Origin of the sequence: Streptomyces sp. NBC_01707 (genome assembly GCF_041438805.1) — a bacterium.
Classification (GTDB): domain Bacteria; phylum Actinomycetota; class Actinomycetes; order Streptomycetales; family Streptomycetaceae; genus Streptomyces.
In genome coordinates this window covers 1,736,486-1,761,821 of the sequence record NZ_CP109190.1, presented here as the reverse complement: position 1 = coordinate 1,761,821, position 25,336 = coordinate 1,736,486, and the positions used below count along the sequence as shown (strand labels likewise).

At 69.3% G+C, this 25,336-nt stretch carries 29 protein-coding genes; 13 read left to right on the top strand and 16 right to left on the bottom strand.

The features are described from left to right. Positions 1–8: 8 nt before the first annotated feature. From OG963_RS08095 to OG963_RS08075, 5 genes are all read right to left on the bottom strand, one after another. Positions 9–1,691 (bottom strand): ArnT family glycosyltransferase, encoded by a 1,683-nt coding sequence (locus tag OG963_RS08095; RefSeq protein ID WP_371798704.1) that lies wholly within the window; start codon positions 1,689–1,691, stop codon positions 9–11. Positions 1,692–1,800: 109 nt separating this feature from the next. Further along, positions 1,801–3,441 (bottom strand): sulfatase, encoded by a 1,641-nt coding sequence (locus tag OG963_RS08090; protein ID WP_371798703.1) that lies wholly within the window; start codon positions 3,439–3,441, stop codon positions 1,801–1,803. A 483-nt stretch (positions 3,442–3,924) separates the two neighbouring features. Further along, the gene (locus tag OG963_RS08085; RefSeq protein ID WP_371798702.1) at positions 3,925–5,532 is read right to left on the bottom strand and encodes an MDR family MFS transporter; all 1,608 of its coding nucleotides are present in this window, start codon (positions 5,530–5,532) and stop codon (positions 3,925–3,927) included. A 54-nt stretch (positions 5,533–5,586) separates the two neighbouring features. Next, positions 5,587–6,177 (bottom strand): TetR family transcriptional regulator, encoded by a 591-nt coding sequence (locus OG963_RS08080; protein ID WP_093770141.1) that lies wholly within the window; start codon positions 6,175–6,177, stop codon positions 5,587–5,589. A gap of 123 nt (positions 6,178–6,300) precedes the next feature. Continuing rightward, positions 6,301–6,552: a hypothetical protein gene (locus tag OG963_RS08075; RefSeq protein ID WP_093770142.1), complete on the bottom strand. Its 252-nt coding sequence runs from the start codon at positions 6,550–6,552 to the stop codon at positions 6,301–6,303. A 153-nt stretch (positions 6,553–6,705) separates the two neighbouring features. Here OG963_RS08075 and OG963_RS08070 point away from each other — a divergent pair, with 153 nt between their 5' ends. Further along, the gene (locus tag OG963_RS08070) at positions 6,706–7,248 is read left to right on the top strand and encodes an FABP family protein (protein WP_093770143.1); all 543 of its coding nucleotides are present in this window, start codon (positions 6,706–6,708) and stop codon (positions 7,246–7,248) included. 99 nt (positions 7,249–7,347) lie between these two features. Then, on the top strand, positions 7,348–7,869 hold the full coding sequence (cpt, locus tag OG963_RS08065) for a chloramphenicol phosphotransferase CPT (protein ID WP_093929302.1): 522 nt from the start codon (positions 7,348–7,350) through the stop codon (positions 7,867–7,869). A 153-nt stretch (positions 7,870–8,022) separates the two neighbouring features. Here cpt and OG963_RS08060 read toward each other — a convergent pair whose 3' ends face one another. After that, complete coding sequence (locus tag OG963_RS08060) at positions 8,023–9,081, bottom strand: phosphotransferase (protein ID WP_093770144.1); 1,059 nt, start codon at positions 9,079–9,081, stop codon at positions 8,023–8,025. A 116-nt stretch (positions 9,082–9,197) separates the two neighbouring features. Between OG963_RS08060 and OG963_RS08055 the strand changes: the two genes are divergently transcribed. Then, complete coding sequence (locus tag OG963_RS08055; protein ID WP_093770145.1) at positions 9,198–9,377, top strand: hypothetical protein; 180 nt, start codon at positions 9,198–9,200, stop codon at positions 9,375–9,377. A 30-nt stretch (positions 9,378–9,407) separates the two neighbouring features. On the opposite strand, the gene OG963_RS08050 is transcribed toward OG963_RS08055, so the two are convergent. Then, complete coding sequence (locus OG963_RS08050) at positions 9,408–9,650, bottom strand: hypothetical protein (protein ID WP_371798701.1); 243 nt, start codon at positions 9,648–9,650, stop codon at positions 9,408–9,410. 145 nt (positions 9,651–9,795) lie between these two features. Between OG963_RS08050 and OG963_RS08045 the strand changes: the two genes are divergently transcribed. Next, positions 9,796–9,969 (top strand): hypothetical protein, encoded by a 174-nt coding sequence (locus OG963_RS08045; RefSeq protein WP_158716083.1) that lies wholly within the window; start codon positions 9,796–9,798, stop codon positions 9,967–9,969. Between the two features lie 251 nt (positions 9,970–10,220). On the opposite strand, the gene OG963_RS08040 is transcribed toward OG963_RS08045, so the two are convergent. The 3 genes from OG963_RS08040 to OG963_RS08030 all read right to left on the bottom strand — a co-directional run bounded on the left by OG963_RS08040 (position 10,221) and on the right by OG963_RS08030 (position 13,075). Beyond that, the gene (locus tag OG963_RS08040) at positions 10,221–10,739 is read right to left on the bottom strand and encodes a lamin tail domain-containing protein (RefSeq protein WP_256327943.1); all 519 of its coding nucleotides are present in this window, start codon (positions 10,737–10,739) and stop codon (positions 10,221–10,223) included. 506 nt (positions 10,740–11,245) lie between these two features. After that, positions 11,246–12,646, bottom strand: a complete 1,401-nt coding sequence (lysA, locus tag OG963_RS08035; protein ID WP_093770146.1) for a diaminopimelate decarboxylase — start codon at positions 12,644–12,646, stop codon at positions 11,246–11,248. Between the two features lie 12 nt (positions 12,647–12,658). Continuing rightward, positions 12,659–13,075: an SAV_915 family protein gene (locus OG963_RS08030; protein ID WP_107441083.1), complete on the bottom strand. Its 417-nt coding sequence runs from the start codon at positions 13,073–13,075 to the stop codon at positions 12,659–12,661. A 344-nt stretch (positions 13,076–13,419) separates the two neighbouring features. On the opposite strand from OG963_RS08030, the gene OG963_RS08025 reads away from it, so the two are divergent. Further along, on the top strand, positions 13,420–14,514 hold the full coding sequence (locus OG963_RS08025; RefSeq protein WP_093770147.1) for a magnesium and cobalt transport protein CorA: 1,095 nt from the start codon (positions 13,420–13,422) through the stop codon (positions 14,512–14,514). A 98-nt stretch (positions 14,515–14,612) separates the two neighbouring features. On the opposite strand, the gene OG963_RS08020 is transcribed toward OG963_RS08025, so the two are convergent. Beyond that, positions 14,613–15,575, bottom strand: a complete 963-nt coding sequence (locus OG963_RS08020) for a YafY family protein (protein ID WP_093770148.1) — start codon at positions 15,573–15,575, stop codon at positions 14,613–14,615. Positions 15,576–15,645: 70 nt separating this feature from the next. On the opposite strand from OG963_RS08020, the gene OG963_RS08015 reads away from it, so the two are divergent. The 6 genes from OG963_RS08015 to OG963_RS07990 all read left to right on the top strand — a co-directional run bounded on the left by OG963_RS08015 (position 15,646) and on the right by OG963_RS07990 (position 19,157). Then, entirely contained in the window at positions 15,646–16,446 is an 801-nt protein-coding gene (locus OG963_RS08015) for a DinB family protein (RefSeq protein WP_093772061.1), read from the top strand. A 2-nt stretch (positions 16,447–16,448) separates the two neighbouring features. Beyond that, entirely contained in the window at positions 16,449–17,120 is a 672-nt protein-coding gene (locus OG963_RS08010) for an alpha/beta fold hydrolase (RefSeq protein WP_093929194.1), read from the top strand. Between the two features lie 390 nt (positions 17,121–17,510). Continuing rightward, positions 17,511–18,236, top strand: a complete 726-nt coding sequence (locus OG963_RS08005) for a dienelactone hydrolase family protein (protein ID WP_093770150.1) — start codon at positions 17,511–17,513, stop codon at positions 18,234–18,236. A 39-nt stretch (positions 18,237–18,275) separates the two neighbouring features. Next, positions 18,276–18,731: a helix-turn-helix domain-containing protein gene (locus OG963_RS08000; RefSeq protein WP_319330109.1), complete on the top strand. Its 456-nt coding sequence runs from the start codon at positions 18,276–18,278 to the stop codon at positions 18,729–18,731. Then, positions 18,625–19,011, top strand: a complete 387-nt coding sequence (locus tag OG963_RS07995) for a hypothetical protein (RefSeq protein WP_256327945.1) — start codon at positions 18,625–18,627, stop codon at positions 19,009–19,011. Before OG963_RS08000 ends, OG963_RS07995 begins: the two co-directional genes overlap by 107 nt. After that, positions 19,008–19,157: a hypothetical protein gene (locus OG963_RS07990; protein WP_319738025.1), complete on the top strand. Its 150-nt coding sequence runs from the start codon at positions 19,008–19,010 to the stop codon at positions 19,155–19,157. Before OG963_RS07995 ends, OG963_RS07990 begins: the two co-directional genes overlap by 4 nt. On the opposite strand, the gene OG963_RS07985 is transcribed toward OG963_RS07990, so the two are convergent. From OG963_RS07985 to OG963_RS07975, 3 genes are all read right to left on the bottom strand, one after another. Next, positions 19,146–19,481 carry an antibiotic biosynthesis monooxygenase gene (locus OG963_RS07985; RefSeq protein ID WP_319738027.1) on the bottom strand — a complete coding sequence of 112 codons (336 nt, stop codon included), beginning with the start codon at positions 19,479–19,481 and terminating at the stop codon, positions 19,146–19,148. The two genes, OG963_RS07990 and OG963_RS07985, sit on opposite strands and share 12 nt — an antisense overlap. Positions 19,482–19,599: 118 nt before the next feature. Continuing rightward, positions 19,600–20,697, bottom strand: a complete 1,098-nt coding sequence (locus OG963_RS07980) for a hypothetical protein (RefSeq protein WP_371800275.1) — start codon at positions 20,695–20,697, stop codon at positions 19,600–19,602. A 279-nt stretch (positions 20,698–20,976) separates the two neighbouring features. Continuing rightward, complete coding sequence (locus tag OG963_RS07975) at positions 20,977–21,885, bottom strand: SMP-30/gluconolactonase/LRE family protein (protein WP_093770152.1); 909 nt, start codon at positions 21,883–21,885, stop codon at positions 20,977–20,979. Between the two features lie 85 nt (positions 21,886–21,970). Between OG963_RS07975 and OG963_RS07970 the strand changes: the two genes are divergently transcribed. After that, positions 21,971–22,408, top strand: coding sequence for an Lrp/AsnC family transcriptional regulator (locus OG963_RS07970; RefSeq protein WP_093770153.1), 438 nt, complete (start codon positions 21,971–21,973; stop codon positions 22,406–22,408). Positions 22,409–22,465: 57 nt separating this feature from the next. Here the strand turns inward: OG963_RS07970 and OG963_RS07965 are convergent, their stop codons facing one another. Continuing rightward, a complete protein-coding gene (locus OG963_RS07965; protein WP_030924125.1) occupies positions 22,466–22,786 on the bottom strand; it encodes a DUF6191 domain-containing protein in 321 nt (106 codons plus the stop codon). A gap of 240 nt (positions 22,787–23,026) precedes the next feature. Then, positions 23,027–24,013: a class I SAM-dependent methyltransferase gene (locus OG963_RS07960; protein ID WP_093770154.1), complete on the bottom strand. Its 987-nt coding sequence runs from the start codon at positions 24,011–24,013 to the stop codon at positions 23,027–23,029. 447 nt (positions 24,014–24,460) lie between these two features. Here OG963_RS07960 and OG963_RS07955 point away from each other — a divergent pair, with 447 nt between their 5' ends. Beyond that, a complete protein-coding gene (locus OG963_RS07955; RefSeq protein WP_030924130.1) occupies positions 24,461–25,240 on the top strand; it encodes an SDR family NAD(P)-dependent oxidoreductase in 780 nt (259 codons plus the stop codon). Positions 25,241–25,336: the final 96 nt, after the last annotated feature.

Below are 25,336 nucleotides of genomic sequence, written 5' to 3'. Positions count from 1 at the left end.
CGCCGCGGTCACTTCGCCTCGGGTGCCCCGTCAACGCGCGTTGCCCGGCGGTAGATCGTGATCGAGTGGCCCACCTCGTCGATGCGCACGCTGGTGTTGACCAGAGTGGCCAGCCGTTCATCGGCCTTGGCGATCGAGGAGTCCGACACGACGAGGAGCCCGTGAACCTCGCTAGGAGGGACCTTGCGCGGGTCGGACGCGTCGATGCCGTAGTAGGAGGGCACGCCGCTGCCCTTGTAGACGAGCCAGACCCTCTCGTCCGGGTACCGCTGCCGAAGGCGGGCGGCCAACCGGCCCAGGTCCTGACCCCAGTCGACGTTCGAGTCATGCAGACGCAGGTGAGTCCTGGCCGGGCCGCCGAACGCCTCGTTGGAGTACGGCAGGTAGTACGGGTACGTCCGCAGGGAACTCACCGCAACGAACAGGAGCAGCGCCGCTGACGCGATGTGCGCCGACCGCCGTCGGAAGGTGGCCACGCCGGCCGCGGCGACTGCCAGGAACATCGGCATGAAGAGGGCGTACCGAACACCGAGATCGCGGGACCCGGTCATGGCCGCGGCCAGCAGCACCACCGTGGGGACCAGCACGTACGGTGCCGCGGACCGCAGTCGGGGCACCGTCACGGCGGCGACGGCACCGGCCGACCACAGCGCGAGCATGCCCAGCGGCGTCTTGATCAGCAGCGCGGCCGGCAGGTAGTACCACAGCGAACCGCGGTAGTGGCGGCCGAACAGGAAGCCGCTCCACGTCATGTTCTCGAAGCCGAACTGGATGCGCATACCGTCGCGGTACGGCTCCGGGAACGGGAGCCCGTCGACGACACGTGGGCCCGGCCCGTGGGTGACCGGCAGGTTCTCGGCACCGGCCCATCGCAACTGCGGGTCGACGGCGAGGTAGGACGCCCACACCACGGCGATCGCGACCAGCGCGACGACCGATACGGCGGCCACGCCGAGCACGAGAAGCCGCATCCGCCCGCCGGGGCCGGGGTCGTGCGTCCGGCGGGCGTGACAGACCGACAGGACGACCAGGAGGAACAGCACCGGAACCGCAGGCAACGCGCTCATCTTCGTGGCCACGGCCGCGCCGAGCGCCCCTCCGGCGAGCGGGAGGCAGAGGCGAGGCCGCCGCCGCGCCCGCCACAGCAACCAGACCGACGTCAGCAGGAAGCCGGCCGTCGGAACGTCAAGTGTGGCCAGCGAACCGTGCGCGATGATGTCGGGCGAGAACGCGTACAGACCGAGCGCCACCAACCCGCCCACGGGGCCGGCGAGGTCCCGGGCGAACGCGAGGACAACCAGCCCGAACAGGAGCGTCAGCACGATCACCGGCAACCGCGCCCACAGCATCAGACGCCACGGATCATTGCCCGATTCGTACAGGAGGTGGCGTCCGAGCTCCGTCTGATCGCCGGTGAAGGCGCGGTCGAGGTGCGCGTCGGCGAAGGCCGTTCCCGAGCCGATGAGCAGCTTGCCCAGCGGCGGATGCTCGGGGTTGTACCGCAGGCTGTGCTGCTGCAGGTAGACCACCGCCGTGCCCACGTACACGGGCTCGTCGATGGTAGGGGTCTGCTTCACGGCCGTCGTGACCATCGCGACGGCCATCTCGGCGAGGAGCACGACCACGACGAGTGCGAACAGCCACCGCCGGTGTCTCCGCAGCCCTTCGTCCGCTTGAGCGGCCTGCCGCATCAGTGCGCGAACCGTCCGTCTCCGTCGCGCATCCGGCGGGACGTCGACCGCGCCGTGGCGGGTCGACGCGACATCATGACTCCACCTGGTCAACTGCGTTTGCCTCTGGTCACCGGGCCGGCGGGGACGAGTCGGTGCGCGGCTGCGGACCGAAGGCGGTCAGGAAGCGGTCGCGGAAGGCGTCCATTTTCCAGACGGGAGCGGACGGGCCGGGCTTCAGACCGTCCTGCCAGCCCCAGCCGGAAATGCGGTCCATCACGGCCGGATCGTGGGCGACGATCGCGACGGGTACGTCCCGGCCGAACTTGCCACCGGTGACGGTCGCCACCGGCTGATGGTCGCCGAGGAAGACGAGCACGGTGTTGTCGTCGCCGTACTTCTCCACGTAGGAGATGAGGCTGTGCAGCGAGTACTCAATGGCACGCCGGTACTCGGTTCGCACCTGGGCGGGGTCCCGCCACACTTCCTCGGGGTCCTTGCCGGCCTTCTTCATGGCGTCGTACGCCGAGCCGTCACCGACCTCGTCCCAGCCGATCATCCTGGGGATGGGTGCCCAAGGATTGTGGCTGGAGGCGAGAATGATCTCCGCCATCAACGGGTCACGGCCCGGCTTGCCGTGCTCCAGGCGTTCGAACGCGGACAGACTGAACTGGTCAGGTACGGGCGTCCAGCTGAACTTCGGGCCCTTGTACCCGAGCTGCCGGGAGTCGTGGATGTTGTCGAGGCCGAAGAACTTCCCCTCCGGCCAGGCCCGGGTGACACCCGGCATGATGCCGACCGTCCGCCAGGCGTCGGCGCGCCCGAAGGCGCCGGTGAGGGTCAGGCGGTTGCTGGAGGTGACGCTGCGATAGCGCTGCTGATTGTCGACCCACAGTCCCGACATGAAGGTGGTGTGGGCAAGCCAGCTACCGGCGCCCGTCGTGGGGGAGGTGAGCCAGCCGCTTCGCGAGGAGAACCCGGCCGCGCTCAGCCGACTGGCCCCGTCCGCGAGCACCGCGTCGACCTGCGACGCCATCGCCGGGTCCTCGACTGCGGAGCGGCCGTAGCTTTCGATGAAGGTGAAGATGACGTCCTTGCCGCGCAGCCCGGTCAGCAACTGGTCGGCCGGGGTGTCGCCGAAGGCATCGACGGCGGACTCCTTTTCGAACTCGCGCTCATCCTTGAGTCCTGCACGCACCGAGTCGGCACGGTCCTCGACGAGGGTGGCCGAGTTCCTGGAAGCGACCGGCACACCGGCGATCTGCGTGCCGAGCGCCGTGAGGGTGATCCAGGCGGTCCCGAGCACCAAGGTGGTACGGGTCGCCATGGCGCTGTGCCGGGCCAGGAGGCGGCTCAGCCGGACCACGGCCAGCGTCATGAAGGCGAGCAAGGCGATGGCGAGGGCCACGATCCCGATCAGCGCACCGATCGCTTCGGCCCGGCCGACAGAGTCCTTGAGGAAGGCTTCGGCGTCGTCGAGGAGGATCCAGTCGAGTACCGGATCGAAAGGTCGGTCGAGACTCGCGTAGAAACCCATGTCGAGGAATTTCAGGATGGTCAGCAGGCCGAGACCCACCCCGGCGAACACCGCCACCACCCGCCTCGGCTTCGGCGGCAGGACGAGCAGTACGGCGACGCCGAGGATCCCTTCCACCGGGATGCGGGCGAATGCGCCGGGCGTGACCCGGTCGACCTGGTTCGGCAGGAGGAGAGCGAAGAGCACGAGCGCGACGGCCAGAGCAGTGGTCACCCACGCCGCGCTCCGCACCATGGCCGGGTGCCTTTCCCATCGGCCGCGGACGACGGGCTCACCGGGGCCGTCACTTGCGGCGCCGGCCGGGCCCGCGGCGTCACGGTCCGCGACGCGCTCCGGGGAACCGTCCCGTGTCGGGCCCTCCTCCGTGCGTGCGCTGTCGGTTCGGGGCGGGACTGGAGCGCGGTCAGGGTGCGACACCCGATGATCCTTCCGTGCGAAGCCAAGTGGTGGCACGGCGGATCAGGTTGGGGGGCCGGTTCCGCCATCCATCATGTACGGCTCGGAAGCGGCTCCAGTTCAAGCGAGTCCTGCGATTGTGTGGTCGGGCCGAACACTTCGTCGGCTCGGGGTGCCCGGTCTGTCCGTACCCCTGGCGAGAAGGAGCCTGGCCGCCGTGCGCGCAACGCTCACGCGGACGCATTGTGCGTGTCCGCAGAGTCTGTACGGTCACGACGGCCCTGCTCATCGAACTCGGTGTGGCCTGTCGCTGTGGCGCGCTCAGTGCGCCGGGGCGGCCGGCGCCTTTGCCGCGGCGGCGTTCTCCTCCGCGAGCCGTTCCATGCCGCTCTGCGTCTTGAGCGGCTTCTCCTTGATGAACAGCACCGCGATCAGCGCGAGAAACGCGAAGGGGGCACCGATCAGGAAGACATCCGCGGTCGCGACCCCGTACGCGTGCTCGACCACCTGCCGGGCCGCTTCGGGAAGGGCGGCGAGGTCGGGGACCCCGTGCCCGGCGCCTCCGTTGTCCGCCGCGCCGCCGAAGCCCTTCTCCAGCTCGCTCGCCACCCGGTGGCTGAGCACGGCGCCCAGCGCGCTCGTGCCGATCGCCCCACCGAGGCTGCGGAAGAACGAGAGCACCGAGGTCGCCGCGCCGAGCTCCGACGCGGGTACGTCGTTCTGAGCTGCCAGCACCAGGTTCTGCATCAGCATGCCGACGCCGACGCCGAGTACCACCATGTAGATGCTGAGCAGCCCGAACGAGGAGTCCGCGCTGATCGTGGCCAGCAGGCCCATGCCCGCGGTCATGATGATGCCGCCGGCGATCAGGAAGCCCTTCCACTTGCCCCGGGCGGAGATGATCTGCCCGGCGACGGTCGTGGAGAGCATCAGACCGAGGATCATCGGCAGGCTCATCAGACCTGCGATGGTCGGTGACTTGCCGAGCGAGATCTGGAAGTACTGGGAGAGGAACACCGTGCCGCCGAACATGGCCACGCCCACCAGCAGGCTCGCCAGTGTGGTCAGCGCAACGGTGCGGTTACGGAAGATGTCCAGCGGGATGATCGGTTCCTGGACCCTGGATTCGACCAGGACCGCTGCGACCAGCAGGACCACACCGGCGGAGACCAGAGCGGCGGTCTGCCACGACGCCCAGTCGAACCGGTTGCCTGCGAGGGTCACCCAGAGCAGCAGTGCGCTGACCCCGCTCATGATGAGGACGGCACCGAGATAGTCGATCTTCACCTCTCTGCGGACCGTGGGCAGCTTCAGGGTCAGCTGGAGCAGCACGATCGCCAGCAGGGCGAACGGCACACCGATGAAGAAGCACCAGCGCCACCCCAGCCAGGAGGTGTCCACGAGCACACCGCCGATGAGCGGTCCTGCGACGGTGCCGACGGCGAAGACGGCGCCGAAGATACCGGAATAGCGGCCGAGTTCACGCGGCGGAATGACCGCCGCCATCACGACCTGGGCGAGCGCGGTGAGACCGCCCGCGCCGATGCCCTGCACCACACGGCTCACGATGAGCAGGCCGACACTGTGCGAGAAGCCGGCGACGAGCGAGCCGACGATGAACATCGACAGAGAGAGCTGGATGAGCAGCTTCTTGTCGTAGAGGTCGGACAGCTTGCCCCAGATCGGGACGGTCGCCGTCATCGCCAGAAGCTCGGCGGTGACCACCCAGGTGTACGAGGACTGGCTGCCGTGCAGATCGGCAATGATCCTGGGAAGGGCGTTGGAGACCACGGTGGAGGCCAGGATGGCCACGAACATGCCGGCCATCAGGCCGGACATGGCCTGGAGTATGTGACGACGCGTCATGGCCGGTGCAGCCCCATCGGGCGCACCGGCGGTACCGGTTTCGGGTGTGACGGCAGCGGTCATCGGCTGACGTTCCTCATTCTTTGGTGAAGGGCCCCCGGTGGGGGCGGATGTACTTCAGTCGTCCAGGCCGTCGGCCAGCGAGGCGAACGCCTCGCCGTAGATGCTCTGGAACGTGCGGTTACGGCCGGAGGCCACCCAGAGCTCGACGGCGGCGCGCACGGCAGCGATCGTCACGTGTGTGAGAAGCCGGGGGTGGAGATCCGTCTCGGGATCCTGGCCGAGGCGCTCGGCCACGACGGCGACCAGTGCGCGTTCGTCCGCGCCCTGCGCGGCCAGGAATCCGGGCAGCAGCGAAGGGCTCGCCCTGAGCGCGGCCGACTGGAGTTCCCAGCGTTCGTGATCCTCCTCGATATGGGCGAGTTCCTGGCCGATCGCCTCGCGCAGAGCATGGAGCGCCGAGAGTTCCCTCGGCGCGTCGAGCACCGCCCGACGGGCCCGCTCGGCGGTGTCGGGGTCGGGTCGGGTGACCGCGTCTTCCAGACACGGGAAGTAGTTGAAGAAGGTGCGCGCAGAGACGCCGACCGCATCGGTGACCGCTTCCACGGTCACGTTCTCGATCCCGCGGTCCGCGGCCATGCGTAGCGCCACGTCCGCGAGGGCGTCACGTGTCGCACGCTTCTTACGTTCGCGCAGCCCGAGTGGCATGTCGTCGGCACTCACGAAGGTGCATGCTATGCAATTTTGCGTGGCGTGCAAAATTTTCACGGACGGCGACCGAGGAGGCCCTGACTGCCGGCGCTCCGACGCGGCGGCGTGCTCGTCCTCCGCTCACCCGGACCGGGAGCACCCGCGGCGCCTCAGGGGACGTGCGGCCCGGCCGCCGGGTGGGAGTTGGCACCGGCGGCCGGGTGCAGACGAGACGAGCGGGACCACGCCGTGCGCGGACATCGTGTTGCCGCAGTCGATGTCGTACGCCGTCGAGTCGAGAGTGCCGTGGCCGCCGGTGACCTCGTTGTGATGGCAGAGGTCGTCGTCCGAATTCCAGTCCCAGACACCGGCGTTGTAGCCGGCCGAGCGCATGTCTCCGACGACGGCAGGTCACATGACAGCACGGGCGCCGCCACCGGGAGACATCTCCCGCGACGCGTCGCGGGAGCTTCCCCGCCCGTCGCCGAAGTGAACGACACTCTAGGCTTCGACCCGGCACCGGCCCCGATCCCAGGAGCGCACACCGTGTTCGACCCCGCAACGGAGCCCCCGTACCCCGATGCCCACCGACCGGACGAGGAGCCCGCCCCGCACGCGCTGCTGTCGCCTGTGCTCGGCCTCCTGGGCACCTGGCGCGGCCGAGGACGCGGCGGATACCCGACGCTCGCCGAGGACTTCGAGTACGCGCAGGAGGTCACCTTCAGCCACGACGGTCGCCCTTTCCTTCGCTACGAGGCCCGGGCCTGGCTGCTCGGCGCCGACGACGCACCGCTGCGGCCGGCGGCCCGGGAGAGCGGCTGGTGGCGTCTGCAGCCCGACGGCCGCGTGGAGGCCCTCATCACCCAGCCCACCGGCATCGCGGAGATCGCGGTCGGCCGTGCGACCGACAACACGGTCGACCTCTCCACCCACGACGTGGCTCTGACCCCCACCGCCAAGGAGGTCGATGCCACCCGCCGCCGTTATGCCCTGGCCGACGACGCCACGCTCACGTTCGTCCACGACCTCGCGGCAGTCGGTCAACCGTTGCAACACCATCTCTCGGCACGGCTGCGACGCAGGGACTAGACCGCGCCTGCGTCGCGTGCACGGGGGAGCTCTTGTCTCCGTCGAAACCCGTTTCGGTCGTCGCTGAGGTGCCTCTAATGTGGCGCGGTGATGACTCAGATGATCGTTCTCAACGGCGGATCCAGTTCGGGGAAGTCCGGGATCGCCCGGTGTCTGCAGGCGGTGCTTCCGGATCCTTGGCTGTCGTTCGGGGTCGACACACTGGTCGAGGCGATGCCCGCGTCCATGCGGACGTCGGATGGGGGCATCGTGTTCGCTCCGGACGGTGAGGTGATCGTCGGTCCTGAATTCCGGACGCTGGAAGCGGCGTGGATCGAGGGGCTTGCCACGATGGCCCGTGCGGGTGCACGGATCATCGTCGATGAGGTCTTCCTCGGCGGAGCGGCGTCCCAGCGGCGGTGGCAGCAGGCTCTTGGCGGACTGCAGGTGCTGTGGGTGGGCGTCAGGTGCGATGCCACTGTTGCCGCGGGTCGCGAGATCGCGCGTGGTGACCGGGTCGCCGGGATGGCGCTGTCACAGGCGGATGCGGTCCACCGCGGCATGTCCTACGACCTGGAGGTGGATACCACGCATACCGAGTCGATGGAGTGTGCGCGCACCATCTTCGCCCGGGTCAAGTGATCGACAGCCCGGTGCCTGCTGCCCTGACCACGATGCCGGGCCGGTTGACGACCGCGGTGCGGGAGCGTTCGACCCGACCGATTCCGCCTCCGTGATCCGCGCACTCCGGTGCCCGAGTCCTTCGCCGACACGCTCCTCGACCGCGTAGGACTGTCAGTCCCAGGGGCGTGTGTCCTGCGCCGGCAGCGGGCGCAAGGTGGGCCAGCGTTCCAGCAGGCGTACGGCCATTGCCGCGCTGAGGTGACCGAGTGCGTGCAGATCGTCGTGGTCGCGGGTTTGGTCGGCGACCGCGCCGAGCCGGTGGACGAGGCGCTCCCGAGCGGAGACGTAGCCCCACTCGAAGTCCTCCGCCGGTACCCGTGCGAGGTGGTCGACCGACTCGCGGTGGGCGCGTTCGACGAGCGCGTCCCCTCGGATCAGCCAACCGGCGCAGGCATCCGCGAGGTCCCCGGGGACGTCCGTGCCGGTGAGGCTCCGCCAGGTGGCACGGTAGATGTCCTCGACTTCCGCAAGCGGCGTGCCGGTGACCGACAGGGCGCACCAGCAGGTCGGGAATCCGATGCGGAAGTAGGCGAGTTCGACGAGGCCGTTGCCCAGCGACGCCTGTTCGAAGTCGACGAAACGGACGCCGGTCGCGGTGCGCAGATCGTTGCCGGGGCAGGGGTCCCCGTGCAGCAGCGCATGATGGGGCGTGGGATCCAGCCGGTCGATCAGGCCGGCGAGTTCGTTCGGCACCGCCGGTGGGACGGGGACGTCGAGCGCTTCGGCGAGGGCGATGAAGGACTCGGCGTCGGCGGCCGTCGGTCCGGACCAAGCGGGGAGCGTGTCCGTGTCGGCCGGTCCGGTGAGTGAGTGCAGCCGGGCGAGGGCCTCGGCATGGCCGGGCATCCAGTCGCCGGCCGCTCCACGATCGTCCAGGTGCTCCAGGACCATCACTCGGGACTCCGGGTCCGTTCCGAGCAGCGCCGGCGCGACGGTCGGTCGGGTGGCCCGTGCGGCAAGCCGCAGCGCGGCGACCTCCCGTGCATAGCGCGCGTCCCCGTCGGGCCCGGTGCCCCCTCCGTCCGCGATCTGCTTGACGATCACCCGGCTGCCACCGCGCAACTCGACGCGCCACACCCGGGAGCGCGGACTGCTGTCCAGCAGCGTGGCCTGCGTGGGGGAGCCCACTACGGAGCGCAGCTCATCGCTGATCGGCACGTGAGACGACATGGTGGTCAGCGTAGGGCGTTCTGCCGCACGGGGTGCGACCGTTTTCAGGTCCGAGGTCACAGCGTTGCTGCGGGGGGCAGGTCAGTGAAAGTGAGCAATCAACATCCCGTCACCACATGGGACATGGCATCGTGCCTGCGTCCACCGACAGCGGCAAGGTCTCTCAGGACATCGCGCTCGCCACGGACGACATCATCTCCGCATCCCGACGGCTGCGCGACACCGGCCGTCCGTCGCCGGTGCCCGACAACTGTCACGAGGACTTGGCCGCCCGGCTCGCAGTCGGCCCCGGGTGAGCTGGAGACGTATCCGGAGCTGGGCATCCTCTACGGCCTCGACGAGAACGGCCGGTTCCGGCCGTTGGAGTGACGTCGTCCGACCACATCACCTCCGGTCCCACGCCCGGCCCGGCCCGGCCCGGCTGCGATGTTCGCCGAGGTCGTCAGGCCGTCAGCGCCCCGACCGGTCCGGTCCTGCTCGTCCCGGCTGTTCCGTGACAGCGGGCCCTGCCCGTTCGACGGGTTGACCACCATGAGCGCGGTGCGGATCGCGAGGACAGGGTCCTCCATTCGGCCCGTTGTGGTTGCTGGCGGGCGGAGTTGGGAGTGGGCTGTCAGTGCGCCCAGTGACAGTCGCGGGCGCCAAGAGGGGCGCCCCCGCTGAACGAGCGGGCCGATCCCCCTCGCCGACCTACACGAGACTTGGAGATTTCCCATGCCCTACCGCAAGGGACAGCACGTGGAGTACCGGGACCACCAGGACGAGATCCAGCGGGGCGAGATCCGGCAGGCCGAGGGCAGCGGGCCGCAGACTCGCTATGCCGTCCAGAACGAGATGACCATGCGCGAAGAGAAGATCAGCGAGAACCAGATCGAGCGGGAGCTGTAGTAGCGGTCCTGCCCACAAAGCCGCCGTCGCACCGAACCAAGGTGCGACGGCGGCTGCTCGTCAGGTTGTGCCGTCCTGGCTCCCGGGGCGGCCTGTCGACCGACGACAGGCCCGCGCCCATCCCGCCCGAGGGGGGTGGCCGGTGAGCGCGTGGGCTGCGTGCCGCCACTTCGGGGGCGGGGGGTGGCGGCACGCAGCCGTTCCGGGAGGTCCGCTGTGGCTGTCAGCAGGCGGTGGCGGACGGGGTCAGGTCAGCGGCGGTGTCCGCGGTCGTTGTAGCGGTGGTCGCGGTCGCGGTCGCGGCCCCAGGACTTGGTGTCGACGGTCCGGCCGTGGTCGTCGCGCAGGGTGGCCTTGTCGGAGTAGTTGCTCCAGACGTAGTCGAAGCGGCGGTCCTGGTAGACGTGGGCGCGGGTGTCGTAGCCGCGTCCGGTGTGGACGCGGACGGTGGCCCGGGCGCCCAGACGCAGGTCGTCGAAGCGGTAGCGCTTGCCGTCCCGGTTCGACAGTGTCCATCCGTCCAGGTTCACCGGCCGGTAGCCGGTGTTGGTGACCTCGACCCATTCCCCGTTCAGGGAACGGTTGGAGTGGTCGTCGACGCCCGGGCTGTTGTACTGGATGCCGCCGAGCACCACACGGGAGTACGTCTGGTGGTGACGGCCACGGTGGTGGCCGTCGTCGGCCGATGCCGGCATCGCCACGACGGCGACAAGGGAACCGGCCGCCAGACCGGTAGCGACGAGACGACGGACAGTACGAGAAGCAGACACGTGATGTCCCCTCAAGTAGAGGCGCCCAGGCCCAGGTCGGAGCCATGTTGCGCGGTGCGGGTCCCGGCTCAACAAGCCGAGGACCCACACTCTGAACCACCCGCCCGCCCACCGGCACAGGCTTCAGCCTGCGTTACAAAATGCGGATATTTCCGTAACCGACGACTGCAGTCGTCACGCACTCCCCACAGACGTGACCCTGACAATCACTGAGCACGGCAACCACCCCCGCCACCCCCGGCGACAAGCCCTTACCGGCGCACCCGCACACCACGCCACACCACCCCGCGCTCCGCCACCGGTGTCACGTAAATCGGGTAACAGGCACAATGCTTGACAGTTCGGACAATGGTGCGGTGATCACACGCCTGAGCGAGCGCGAGAGGGGCACCTCGCGCTCGACGAGTTGCCCGGACACATCTGGTGGCCTGTCGGGCCATCAGATGTGTGTCGAGCGGCGTCCGCCGAGAGGGGGGTTCGGCGGACGCTGGGCGTGGGGGCCGGTGTCACAGGCCGATGTCTCTGCGGCTCATGTCGTCCAGTGATTCGCGGCGTACGAGTACGCGTGCGGTGCCGTCGGACACTGCGACGACGGGGGGTCGGCCGACGAGGTTGTAACCGGAGGCCATGGAGAGGTGGTAAGCCCCGGCCGCGGGAACGGCGAGGAGGTCGCCGGGGCGTATGTCGCCCGGGAGCGCCACTCCGTCGGCGAGGACGTCGCCGGCCTCGCAGTGCCGGCCCACGACGGTGACGAGGCGGGGCGGCGCCGACGAGGGTCGGCCGATGAGGCGGGGCGCGTACTGCACGCCGTAGAGCGCGGGCCGGGGGTTGTCGCTCATGCCGCCGTCGACGGCGACGAACGTGTGCTCGCCGGTTCGCTTCACGGCGAGCACGTGATAGACGGCGACGCCGGCCGGTCCGACCACCGCACGGCCGGGCTCCAGGGTGAGCCGCGGCACCGGGAGCCCGGCGCGGGCGCAACCGTCCTCCAACTCGGCGCGGACCCGCCCGGCCAGCACGGCCACGTTCATGCTCTCCTCACCGGGCCGGTAGGCGATGGCGTGGCCGCCGCCGATGTTCAGCTGAGGGAGGGCGATGCCGTGCTGGTCCCTGATCCGGGCCATCAGGCCGACCATGCGCCGCACGGCGACGACGTACGGCTTGACCGTGGCGATCTGCGAACCGATGTGGCAGTGCAGGCCCACGAGTTCCAGGTGTCGCTGGTCGAGTATCCGGGTGACCGCGTGCTGCGCGGATCCGTCCGTGATCGACAGGCCGAACTTCTGGTCGTCGGTGCCGGTGCGGATCTTGGCATGTCCGCCGGCGGCGATGCCGGGGACCACCCGCACCATGACTTTCTGGCGGGTGTCGGCTGGGGTGATCGCGGCGAGGCGCGCGATCTCGGACGCGCTGTCCACGACGATCCGTCCGACACCGAGCCGAATGGCGGTGCGCAGGTCCTCGGGGCTCTTGGCGTTGCCGTGCATCACGATGTTCTCGGGCGGGAAGCCGGTGGTGACGGCGAGCGCAAGCTCCCCTGCGGAGCAGACGTCCAGGCCCAGGCCCTCTTCTTGCACCCAGTGCGCGAGCGCACGGCACAGGAACGCCTTCGCGGCGTAGACGATGTCGGCCTCGGGGAACGCTGTGCGGTACGTACGGCAGCGCTCGCGGACCTCCTGCTCGTCCAGTACGTAGACGGGGGTGCCGAAGCGGTCGGCCACCTCGGCGAGGGAGACCCCGCTGACGGAGACGTCCCCGTCCGCCTCGGGGCGGGTGGAGCGGGGCCAGACGGACAGGCCGTCGGCGTGGCCGACGATGCGGGACGGGGCCCGGGGGTCCGAGGGCAGGGAGGCCGGGGGCGATGCCGGAAGCGGCGACGCAAGGGACGACGGAACGGTGACTGACATGGTGGCGCCTCCTCAGCCGATCAGCAGGTTCAGACAGGCGACGACAGCAGCGGCGCCAGTCACTCGCAGGGCACCCACGTGCTGGGGATGCCATGCACGCGAGGAGCTCGCACGTTCGATGTCCCTGGAGACCGAAGGGGTTGTCGCGGGGGCGGAGAACTGCGGGTCGACGGTGAGGGCGGTCACACCCAGGGGGGCCGCGAGTGCGCGCAGTGCGGGTTCGGAGAGCCTGATGCAGGCCTGGTCCGGGCCCAGAGTGGCGGTGAGTTTCGCCGCCGAGGTGAATCCGACGGCCGTGCGGCCGCCCAGGGGGGTGCGGAAGAACCGGGTGGTGCATCCAGAGGGCCCCGACCGGACAGGGACGTGGAGAAGTCCGGCCGGGAACCGTTCAGAAGGCTCGGGATCCTCGGGAAACTCGACTGGAGACATGGTGCTGCTCCTCGCGGAAGGCGACTGGCGTCGCCCGGTCGGACCGGCCGGGCGTTCCACCGAAGCTATGCCCGCCCACCGGCGACGGGCCCCCGCACTGACGGATGCTTGACGCCGAGCCGCCACCCCGTAACGCGACGCTGACGGGCCACGGCGGTCCTGGTCGGCGTGGCGCCAGGACCTTCGGACGGAACCCACAGGGGGCCTTGGCACGGAACCCCGGGCCGGCGTCGCCAAAGGTGACACCCGGGTCGCTTCGTGTGTAGGAGCAGGCCGCCGCAGGCTCTGACCTCCGCTTTACCTTCTCCTGGCACACTGGCCCGCACCTGGCGAAGGAGTACTTCATGTCGATGGTCGGCAGCCTGCGCAAAGTCGCCCGTCTGGCGCGGCGGGAGCGCCCTGTGGACCTCAGCCACCCGGCCCGTTCGCCGCTGGGCTCCACCGTGGTCAACTGCGTCATCTACCGCGACGGCGTCCGCCAGCAGGCGGCCCCCAGCGTCGAGGAATCCGTCGCCCGCGTACGCAAACGCGGCGACGGCTTCGTATGGCTCGGCCTGCACGAGCCCACCGAGACGGAGTTCGTGCGGGTTGCCGAGCTGTTCGGTCTGCACCCGCTCGCCGTCGAGGACGCCGTCCACGCCCACCAGCGGCCCAAGGTCCAGCAGTACGGCGACGTCCTGTTCGCCGTCTTCAAGTCGGTCGCCTACGTCGAGCACGAGGAACTGACCGCCACCAGCGAGGTGGTGGACACCGGAGAGATCATGGTCTTCGCCGGCCCCGACTTCGTGGTGACCGTACGGCACGGACGCCACGGCTCCCTGGGCTCCCTGCGCGAAGGCCTCGAAGCGGACCCACGGCAACTGGCCAAGGGACCGGCTGTTGTTCTCCACGCCATCGCCGACCACGTCGTCGACGACTATCTGACCGTCACCGATGCCGTCCAGGGCGACATCGACCAGGTCGAGACGGACGTGTTCTCACCGCACGGCTCTCAGAGCGCCGACGTCGGGCGTATCTACCAGCTCAAGCGCGAACTTCTGGAACTCAAGCGTGCCGTCGTCCCGCTCGGCCGCCCCCTCCAGGTGCTCACCACCGAGCCGATGCGCTCCGTCGACCGCGAGATACAGGCGTACTTCCGTGACGTCGCGGACCACTTGGCCCGAGTCATCGAGCAGATCACCGACTTCGACGCGCTGCTCGACTCCATCCTCCAGGCCCACCTCGCCCAGGTCACCGTCAAGCAGAACGAGGACATGCGGAAGATCACCGCCTGGGCCGCGATCATCGCCGTGCCGACGATGGTGTGTGGCGTCTACGGCATGAACTTCGATCACATGCCCGGACTGCACTGGCGCTTCGGCTACCCGGTCGCTCTCGCCGTCATCGCTACCGCTTGCTTCGTCATCCACCGGGGCTTCAAGCGCAACGGCTGGCTGTGACCGCCGATGCCGCACCCGCGCGGCGATGTGCCTCGCCGGCCCTGGCCGTGAACCACCGACTGGGCGCAGTCCGTCGACCGAGTCCTTCGATATCGCTGTCAGGGCCGGTCCGCCAGGGCGGCGGCGAAACGTGCCGCGAGCGTCGCGACCGCGGCACGGAGTTCTTGTCCGCCGTCGACGCGGAAGGGGAACGGCACGCTCGCCAACCACTCCTGCGCGTACATCGACGGATTGCTCGTGCTGCCGACGAGCACGCACCCGTCCCCCGATGGTTCAAGTCGCCCCATGGGAGGCCGGATCCATGGCGCCACCTCGGCCGGTGGAGCGTCGAACACCACGCGGGTGGGGAACTCCCACCCGGTGCCCAGGTTCTCCTCCACCGCTGCCACCGGGTCGAGACCGTCGGGCGGATCGAACCCACGGGCGGTCCGCTGGACCGTGCGGACGCGGTCGACCCGGTAGGTGCGGATCGCGTCGGCGCGATGGGAGTGACACAGGAGGTACCAGCGCCCGTGGCGGACGACGACCGCCCAGGGATCCACCTCGGCCTCCCACTCGTTGCCGGACTCACTCCGATACGTGATCAGCACGCGACGTCGGGCTGCGATGGCGGCGACGAGAGCGCTGGTGAGCGAGGGATCCGGACGGGCCGAGTACCGGTCGGGCGCAGCTGACGCGTGCTCTCGCAACGCCGCCGCCTGTCGGCCGACGTTCTCGGGCAGTGCCCGGATGACCTTGCTCAGGGCGGCACCGACGAGGTCGTCGACCTCGGCGGCAGCCGGCTGGCCGTCGAGGACCGCCATGACCAGGCCGAGTGCCTCGTGCTCCGTGAAGACGACCGGAGGCAGCCTCGTCCCGCGCCCGAGCCGGTACCCACCATGGCGGCCCCGGGTCGACTCCACGGGGATCCCCGCCTCCCTGAGGATCTCGACATACCGACGCGCCGCCCGCTCCGTGACTCCCAGAGCCGCGGCGAGTTCGTCGGCCGTCACGCCGGGGCGGGTACGGAGGATCTCGATGGCGCGCAGAGCTCGTGCGGTGGGGCTGGAGTCGGTCGGCACACGAGCAGACTAGATGGGCACGGGACAAGCCGGAAGTAGATCGTCCGGAATTGGTCCTAGGGTGACGTTCGTGACCGAGTTCCGCGAGCAGGACCTCACCGGAGCAGGCTTCGACCGCGTCAGCCTCCGGGGCGCCACTTTCACCCAGGTATCCCTCAACGAAGCCCGCATGAACGCAGTTGACCTCACCGGGGTGCAGGTCCGTGGCGCCCTGTTCCACGAGATCCGCATGCGCGGCGTCGAGTTGGTCGACGTCGAGATCAGCGGCGAGCTGAGGAACGTCGTCGTGAACGGTGTCGACATCGCACCGCTCGTCGAAGCCGAACTGAACCGTCGCATGCCCGAGCGGGCGAGGATGCGCCCCGACGACACCGACGGGTTCCGTGCGGCGTGGGCAATCCTGGAGCGGCTCTGGGAGGGCACGGTCGCGCGTGCGAGGACGTTCCCCGAAGCGGTGCTCCATCGCAGCATCGACGACGAGTGGTCCTTCATCCAGACCCTGCGACACCTCAACTTCGCCGGCGCCGCCTGGGTGGGCCGAATGATTCTCGGGAACCCCTCGCCCTGGCACCGGCTGGACCTGCCGTGGGACGAGGCGCCCGGCTGGGACGGTATCCCGTGGGACCGCGAGGCGCGCCCCTCGCTCGACGAGGTGCTCACGGTCCGACGCGAACGCCAGGCGATGGTCCGCCACGTCATGGAGTCACTCACCGACGAGCGACTTGCCTCTGCGGTCACGCGCACCGAGCCCGGTTGGCCCCGCGCCGAGAACTTCCCCTTCAAGGAATGTCTCAGCATCGTCATCAACGAGGAATGGGAACACCGGCTTTATGCCGAACGTGATCTGACCTCACTGGAGAAAGAGAACTGATCATGGACATCCTGCTCATCGCCGGCCTGTGGCTCGACGGATCCGCATGGGACGATGTCGTGCCCACGCTCGAGTCACTCGGCCACCGCCCCGTGCCGCTCACCCTTCCCGGCCAGGGCGACGGAGCTGCGTCGGCCACGCTCGACGACCAGGTGGCCGCAGTGCTCGCGGCCATTGACGCGGCACCCGAAAAGCCCATGGTGGTGGGGCATTCCGCCGCCTGCACCCTGGCTTGGCTGGCCGCCGACGCGCGACCGGAGAAGGTGGCCGAAGTCGTCCTCATCGGCGGCTTCCCGGCCGCCGACGGGGAACCCTACGCCGACCTCTTCGAGGCGAAGGACGGTGTCATGCCGTTCCCCGGCTGGGGCCCGTTCGAGGGGCCGGACTCCGCCGACCTCGATGAGGAGGCCAGGCGCAGCATCGCAGCTGCCGCGATTCCGGTCCCCACAGGAGTGACCAAGGGTCTGGTGCGCCTGGTGGACGAGCGACGGTTCGACGTCCCGGTCGTACTCGTGTGCCCCGAATTCACCCCCGCCCAGGCTCAGGAGTGGATCGGCGCCGGTGACGTCCCCGAGCTCGCCAAGGCCAACCACGTCGACTTCGTGGACATCGACTCGGGCCACTGGCCGATGGTCACCAAGCCGACCGAACTGGCCCGGCTCCTGGGGTCCTGAGCCGGCTCCTCCGTTCACGGGCTGAGGCTTGTCCGATGGCACGGACGGGAGCCGTGGAAGGCCGGGTTGAACTGTCGGACGAGGAACAGGACGCGCATGAGGTGTGGGTGCGGCGTCGTTCCACACCTCACCGCGTTCTGGTTTGCCGAAGGAGCATGTGCGCCATGCTCAGCGAGCGGACCGCTTCGGGCCTGAGTGCGGCTGCTCAACCGGTGAGGACGATGCGGTATCGCAGAGCCGACGCCTGCGGCCTCGGCTCGGCAGCCTGCTCACAGCCCTGGAGGTGGCTGCCGTGTGAGCCATCGCCGCATTTCAGAGGGGCACCCGCGCTGTTCTGCCAGCGGCGAACCCCGGCCCGGTCGGACTCGACGATCACTACGGTCCAGTCTCATGACGACGATTACCACGCGCACGGTCGAGTACCCGGCGGACGGTTTGACGATGATCGGGCACCTCGCGCTCCCGGCCTGTGTCGACCGCCGGCCCGCGGTGCTGCTCGGACCAGAGGGCATGGGGCTCAGCGACGTCGAGCGCCGCCGGGCCGATGCTCTCGCCGAGCTGGGATATGTAGCGCTGGCCTTCGATCTTCACGGCGGGCGCTATCTAGGTGACCCCGAGGAGATGCTGGCCCGTTGCATGCCGCTGCTCGCCGACCCCAACCGGATGCGGGGCATCGGCCATGCGGCGCTCGACGTGTTGCGCGCCGAACCGCGGACCGACCCCGACCGGATCGCCGCCGTCGGTTATGGCACCGGGGGCGCCATCGGGCTGGAACTCGGGCGCGGCGGCGTCAGCCTGCGCGCGATCGGGACAGTCAACGCACTGACCACAGGCCGACCGGGCGAGGCGGCGCGCATTCGCTGCCCGGTGTGGGCCGGGGTCGGGTCGGAAGACCCGATCATGCCGCCCGCGCAGCGGGACGCGTTCACCGCCGAGATGCAGGCCGCGGGCGTCGACTGGCGCCTCGTGGTCTATGGCGGCGCCTTGCACGCCTTCCACCACCCGCCGGTCGATCATCCCGTGGTCCCCGGCGTCGGCTACCATCCCCGGCACGCGCAGCGAGCCTGGCGCGATGTCGTCGACCTGCTCGCCGAGTGCCTGCCCGTGACGGAGTGATCTGGTCAGTCCAAGCTCGGGAGCCCGCTGACCGCCGTGATGCCTGGGCTCCACTGCCACGGCGGGCGGGGAAGGCCGCGGCTTGCCAGTGATCCACTTCGGCCGATCGGCTCGCCCGCCATGCCCCTCCGCACTGCCTGTCCGATAGCCCCGAGTGCCGCCGAACGCACGCGGCTGAAGGCGATGGCCTACGGCCACAAGACCGAGCACCGGTTGCGGGTGCGTGCACAGGTGGTGCCACACGCGGCGCGCGGACGCTCCGACGCGTGTGTCGCCCAGGAGACGGGGCTGCACCTGGACACCGTGCGCCGCTGGCGTGGCCGGTTCGCCGAACAGCGAACAGGGATTGCCCGGGCTCCGAGACCGTCAACGCCGCGGCCGCCCGCCGGTGTTCACGCCGCTGCAGGTTGCCGAGGTCAAGGCGCTGGCCTGCCGGCTGCCCGCCGAGCGCGGAGTGCCGCTGTCGCGCTGGTCATGCCCGGAACTGGCCTATGAGGCCACCCGGCGGGGCATCGCCGGGTTCGTGTCGGCGTCCACCGTGCGCCGCCGGCTGGCCGACGACGCGCTCAAGCCCTGGCAGCACCGCTCCTGGATCTTCATCACCGACCCCGACTTCCGCGCCAAAGCCCAGCGAGTGCTGGACCTGTACGCCCGCACCTGGCAGGGCACCCCGCTGGACGCCGACGAGTACGTCATCAGCGCCGACGAAAAGACCACCATGCAGGCCCGCTGCCGCTGCCCCCCACCCTCGCCCCGGGCCAGGCCCGCGCGATGAGGGTGAACCACACCCACGGACGCGGCGGCGCCCTGGCCTACCTCGCCGCATACGACGTCCACGCCGCGGAGGTGTACGGCCGCTGTGAGAAGACCACCGGCATGGACCGGTTCACGCAGTGCGGCCATCCTGGTTCACGATCCTGATTGCGGCTGGCCCACTTGTGGCGCGGCCTGCTGCACGACCTCGAAGGACCACAGTGCCGACCCGCTCGCGGCAGGCTTGGGCCGTTCGCCACCCCCCTGATGCGCGGCCTTCATCGGTCCCTCCATCCAGGCCTTGAAGGACTCTTCGTCACGCCACCGCGTGTACACCAGGTAGCTGTCAGTGCCTTCGACAGGGCGGAGGAGTTCGAACCATTCGAAGCCGTCCGAGTTCTCGACCGCGTGGGCGCGCGAGGCAAAGCGCTTCTCCAGGGTCTCGCGCTGTTCGGCGGGGACAGTGAGTACGTTGATCTTGACGACGCTCATGGCTCCATCCTGCCCCACGCCCGGTCCGCGTCGAAGAACGTCGGTCGGAGTGGTCGGATGTAGGGATTCATCCGAGCGCCGTACTGAGATTCGTCCCGAACGGATGAGCCGCTGCCGCTCACAACCGTGTGGCGGTCCAGCACTTCGTCTCGCCGGCTTCCTGCATGAGCGCGTCCACCGACCTGCTCCGGTCGTACGGGTCGAACTCGGGGCCGTCTCCCCTGCCCTTGGTCGCGCGCTCGGCGCTGAACTCGGGGGTGAGGTAGCCGGTGGAGGCGCCACAGCCACTGTTGGAGGTGTCCGTCTTGTAGGAGACGAGGGAAAACGTCCCCGGCTCGACGACCACCTTCGCCGGGTCGTCCCAGCTCATCACGATCTCGCGGCGCACGATGGTGCGCGCGACTTCCTCGCTTCCCGCTGCAGCGCGTACGACCGGGTAGACGTACGTGACATCGGTGGTCACCTCGACCGCACCACGCTTACCTTCCCGGTAGGTGATCCGGCCTCGTGTCTTGATCACATCGCCGACAAGCCGCACCTTCTTCGTCGCGAGACGGCTGAAGAGCAGCAGAGGATCATTCTTCCGACTGGGCGCGCTGAACGCTGTAGCCAGGTAGTCCTGGACATCCTGCTGATGCGGGTTGAGCAACGCGATCGCCTTCTTCGGCCGCTCCCCGCGCAGCACACCGCGATCCAGACTGGACGCGGCAAGGAAGTCCCGGCTCCGATCGAGTGCCTGCGCGACCTGCTCCTTGCTCATCCATCCGGTCGCCCGTGCCGAAGGCAGGCTGATGCCTGCCTTCCCGTTGTCCCACTGCGCCGCGGGCGACCCTCTGAACGGCTCATCGGGTGTGGGTGGTTGGGGTGCTGATTGCGTCGGCGGCGGCTGATCCGGACGTTCGGACTCCGCGGCGAGCGGCGCACTCGCGGCGCCCCCTCCTCCGAACCATCCAGCCACCCGCCCGGGGGCCAGTGCCACGATCAGCAAGCCGACCGTGACCAGCAGACCGACCGCGTACCAGCCCTTGGCCCGGCGCCGCGGGGCCAGTTGGTGAGTCCGCCATCCCTCGGGCCGGCCGGGCTCCTCCCGCAGCTGCCGCGTCACCATGCGGGCCCGTGCCGACGGCTCCTTGGGCGCGCCCTGGGCCCCGGCCTCCGCTTCCCGAAGGAAGCGCTCCCACTCCTCGTCCGGTATGGACGTCCCGCCATTGCCCACGATGTGTCCCGCCCCTTCCCGCGCACCCGGTCCCTCCCCAGGGCCGGTCGTCATCCGTGCATCATCACACAGCTCACCCGCACCCTCACGAGCTCCGGCCCCCCGTGTGACCAGCCCCGTAACCCCGCGGGCCCCGCCCGAACCGTTCATGGTTCCCTGAGTGCGGCGGGCCGGGGGAGCGGTCCAACGGAGCGGAAATCCACCAGGGTTCGACTGCGAGGCCTATGGACAGCGCAACGTTTCGGGACGAAAGAACCTGGAGGCGAGGCGCCCGGTCCGCTAGAGGCGCGGCGCCCCGGTCACCGACATCACCAGCGAGTACAGGGAGGTGGTGGCCGTGATGAACAGGCGGTTGTTCTTCGGGCCGCCGAAGGCGATGTTGGAGACCGGCTCGGGCACGCGCAGCCGGCCGATGAGGGTGCCGTCGGGGTGGTAGCAGTGGACGCTGTCGTCCAGGGCGGCGGCCCACAGGCGGCCCTCGTCGTCGAAGCGGATGTTGTCGAAGTGGACGTTGCCCCGGCCCTCGGCGAAGACCTTGCCGTCGGAGAGCGTGCCGTCCTCGCGGATGTCGAACATATGGATCCGGGCGGTCCGTGAGTCGGAGACGTACAGTCGCTTCTCGTCGGGGGACAGGATGACGCCGTTGGGGCCCTCGAACCCGTCGGCAGCGAGCTGCACGTCCCCCGTCCCGGGGTCGATCCGGTACACGTTGCACGCGCCGATCTCGGACTCGGCGCGATGACCCTCGTAGTCGCTGGTGATGCCGAAGTCCGGGTCGGAGAACCAGATCGTGCCGTCGGAGCGTACGACGGAGTCGTTCGGACTGTTGAGCCGCTTGCCGGCGTACCGGTCGGCGAGGACGGTCACGGTCCCGTCGGGCTCGGTGCGGGTGACGCGGCGGTTGCCCTGCTCACAGGTGACCAGGCGGCCCTGTCGGTCGAGGGTGTTGCCGTTGCTGTGGCCGGCCGGCGTGCGGAAGACGCCGACCGTGCCGGTGGCCTCGTCCCAGCGCAGGATGCGGTCGTTCGGGATGTCGCTCCAGATCAGCTGGCGCCAGGCGGGGAGGTACAGCGGGCCCTCGGCCCAGCGGCAGCCGGTGTGCAGGACCTCCAGCCTGCTGTCGCCGTTCGCACAGCGTTCGATACGGAAGCGATCGTCCAGGATCTCGTACGGGCCGTCGGCGGGCATGGCGTCCCCTCAGAAGGATTGACCAGAATATAGTTCAACGTAACATGCGTATAACAGAACCAGGTATGGTTTTCGCATGAAACCAGTGGATGACATCGACCGTCAGCTGATTGCGCTGCTCCAGCGGGACGCCACCCAGTCGTATGCCGTGCTGGGCAAGGCGGTCGGCCTGTCAGCGGGTGCCTCGCACGAGCGCGTACGCAAGCTGCGGGAACAGGGAGTCATCCGGGCCACGACGGTCGATGTCGACCCCGCGACGCTGGACCGCGCAGTCCTCGCCTTCGTGCTGGTCGATTCGACGGCGTGGATGGGCGACCGTGCCGAGGACTTCGCCGCCGTGCCGGAGATTCAGGAGGCGCACGTCATCGCAGGCAGCGCGGCTGTCCTGGTGAAGGTGCGCACCGCGACCACCGAGCGGCTCCAGGACGTGCTGCGGCGCCTGTACGCGATCGACGGGGTCAGCGGGACGCAGGCAACGGTGGTTCTGGAGACCTTCTTCGAACGGCCGTTGGACGCAGGTTAGTACCCCACCGGCGTCTCCTCCGTCCTGGTCGCAGGCCGTCGAAAGGAGAGCGGCCCGCTACTTGTCGGCCCGCGGTATCCGGACGACTGCGGTCCCTCTCGCCAGGTCCACCGTGGTCCGGTTCGGCGGTGCCCCGTCCTCCTCGTCGTCCCGCATCACCAGCGCCGACTGCCGCTCCTTGAGTTCGTTCTGCTTCCCCGGCGAAAGACTCGCGTGCAGCTGCTCGAACCCGGTCGCCGAGATCTGGCCCTGCCGTGCCGCGTTCCGCCACGGCAGAACGCCGGCCCGCCCGGCACGCAACAACAGCTGATCGGCGAAAGCCAGCACGGTCAGCAGGATGACCAGTCCGGGCAAGGTCATGAGGACGACGAATTCCATGCCCTCAGTATCCGAGGCCGAAGGTGACTCGTGCACTGCCGTCGAAGTCGGGGGGATACACCCTCCCGGTGCTCGACCGGGCCGGGGCGCGCCGAACCCGTGGTCAGGTCACGGCAGCGCTCACCGGTGGAGGCGTGACGTGTTGTTCTGCGAGCCGGCCGTGCGCGGTGGCTCCGGATGCGCCGAACACCGGCGGCCCACCCTGGGGCGCTCGGCGCCCCGGCACCGCCGGGGCAGCCCTTACGCCCTGCGCGTCACCTTCTTGATCAGCCTGGCAAGACGGGAAGATCCGCGCTTGGGCTCGGCCTCCTTCAGCGCCTTCTCCAGTTGGGCGAAGTGGTCCTTGCGGGTTCGGCTCAGGTATTCGTTCGAGGTCAGCGGCTCGGCTATCCTCCAGGCCCGGCGGTGGTCACCCTCGTAGTGGGCGACGTAGGCCTTGGCGAGTTCGATGACGGCCTTGAACGGGATGCCGTCGGTGTAGTCCCGGTCGACGACGTCCTGGACGTCCGACATCAGCTTCAGCTTCTCTTCGATGTCGAAGGAGTCCTCGGCTATGGCCCGCAGCACGTCCTGTGGGATCGGCTTGACCACCTCGAAGGCGAGTGTGGAGCGGATGGGCGGCCCGGCGATCTCGATGTACGGCAGCAGCAGGCCGGTGCTGTAGTGCAGCCACGGCAGCCGGGGGCTGGCGAAGTCCTGGTGCAGCAGCACGGAGCCCGGCTCCAGGCGGGGCAGGAAGCGCTCGGCCACACAGCGGAAGACCCGCGCCGTCTTGGCGATGTCGACGTGCAGGAACTCGATGGGGCTGTGGTCCTCGGGGTCGGACGTCTGCCAGATGTCGCCGGGGTGCAGCTCGATGAAGTCGATGAACGGCTTCAGCTTGTCCTTGAAGTCGTCGAGGAAGGAGTTCGAGTCCTCGGGCGCGACCCCGGCCGAGAAGAATTTCTCGGAGGCGAAGGTGCCCTTCCCGACCCGGAAGAAGTCGTACGCGTGCAGCTTGTTGGTCTGCTTGTCGAAGTCCGGGTTTTCCTTCAGCCCGAGTGCGAACGCATACGTCGATCCGCCGCCGCCCGACCCGAGCTCGATCACCTTGCCCTCTCCAGTCAGCCGATGGCGTCCCAACAGGTAAAGAAAGCGCAATTCCCATGCGCTCACCTGGGAGTAAGGGATCGCGTCCGGAAGTTCGACGTCGTCGAGCTGGAGGTACAGCTTGCTGAGCGGTGCCACGGGTGCCTCGCGGTTTCAGTCGGATGGACGGGTCGCGATATTAAGTCGGGCGCCGGAGATCCGTCCGCGAAAATCAGCGATGGATCAGAGGATTTCCCCAGCCGCCACACCCCGGATGAACGGTGTTGGGCCGAAGTTCCATTTCCGGATTCGAACGCGGATGATCTCGGCTGCGAGTGACCGCGCGGCGTAGGCCGTACTCGCGCACCGAGACAGGCCGCGCAACGGCAGCCCATCGCCTCCGACCGGGCATTACCGCCGACCGGGTGCGTGAGGAACGGGCCCTCGCGGCCGAGGCCAAATGGCCACCGCGCTTTCCATTGCTCCACAGCCGAGTTGTCGGCCGGCATCGTCGTCGACCCGCATCCGCCCACCCATGATCACTGGAGGTAGGCCTGCCGCAGTCCGGGCGGACCTGTCGCCGTGGGCAGCCCGTAGGGTGCGGGCATGATCTCGCAAACCTATCTCTCCGAGCTGTTCTCACTGGACGGCCGGGTCGCCGTGGTGACGGGTGGCAGTTCCGGTATCGGGCGAGCCATCGCCGGGGCTCTCGCGCGAGCGGGGGCGAGCGTGGTGATCGTGGCGCGCAAGGAATCGGAACTGGCCGCCACGTGCGACGAGCTGGCGGCGGACGGCTGCCGGGCGGCCTGGGTGAGCGCCGACCTGAGCACCCGCGACGGGGTGCGCGCGGCGGCGGAGCAGGCGGCGGAGGTGTTCGGCGAGCCCGACATTCTCGTCAACAGCGCCGGGAACAACCTTCGGCCGCCGATGGACGAGTTGGGCGAGGAGGTGTGGGACGCCACGATGGCGGTGAACCTGGAGGCGCCCTACTTGTTGGGCCTGCGGTTCGGGCCCGGCATGGCGGAGCGGGGCTTCGGGCGGATCATCCACATCACCTCCCAGCAGGCGCATCGGGCGTTCGTCCAGAGCGGCGCCTACGGGGTTTCCAAGGGGGCACTGGAGTCGCTGGCCCGCTCTCAGGCGGAGGCGTGGTCGCCGCACGGAGTCACCTGCAACACGTTGGTGCCCGGCTTCGTCATGACCCCGCTCAATGCGCGGTTGTCGTCCGACCCGGAGAAGGTGGCGGAGCTGGCCGCACGCACGATGGTCGGGCGCAACGGCCTGGCCGAGGACTTCGCCGGAGCGGCGGTGTTCCTGGCCGGCCGAGCCTCCGGCTACGTCACCGGGCAGTCGATCTTCGTCGACGGCGGCTTCTCGGTCCACTGAGTCCCACAGCGGTGAGCTCGCCGACACCTGCCCGGCGAGCTCCGCCAGCCGGCCCCGACACGTAGGAAAGCCCTACTCGGTAAAGTGGGCGCGACA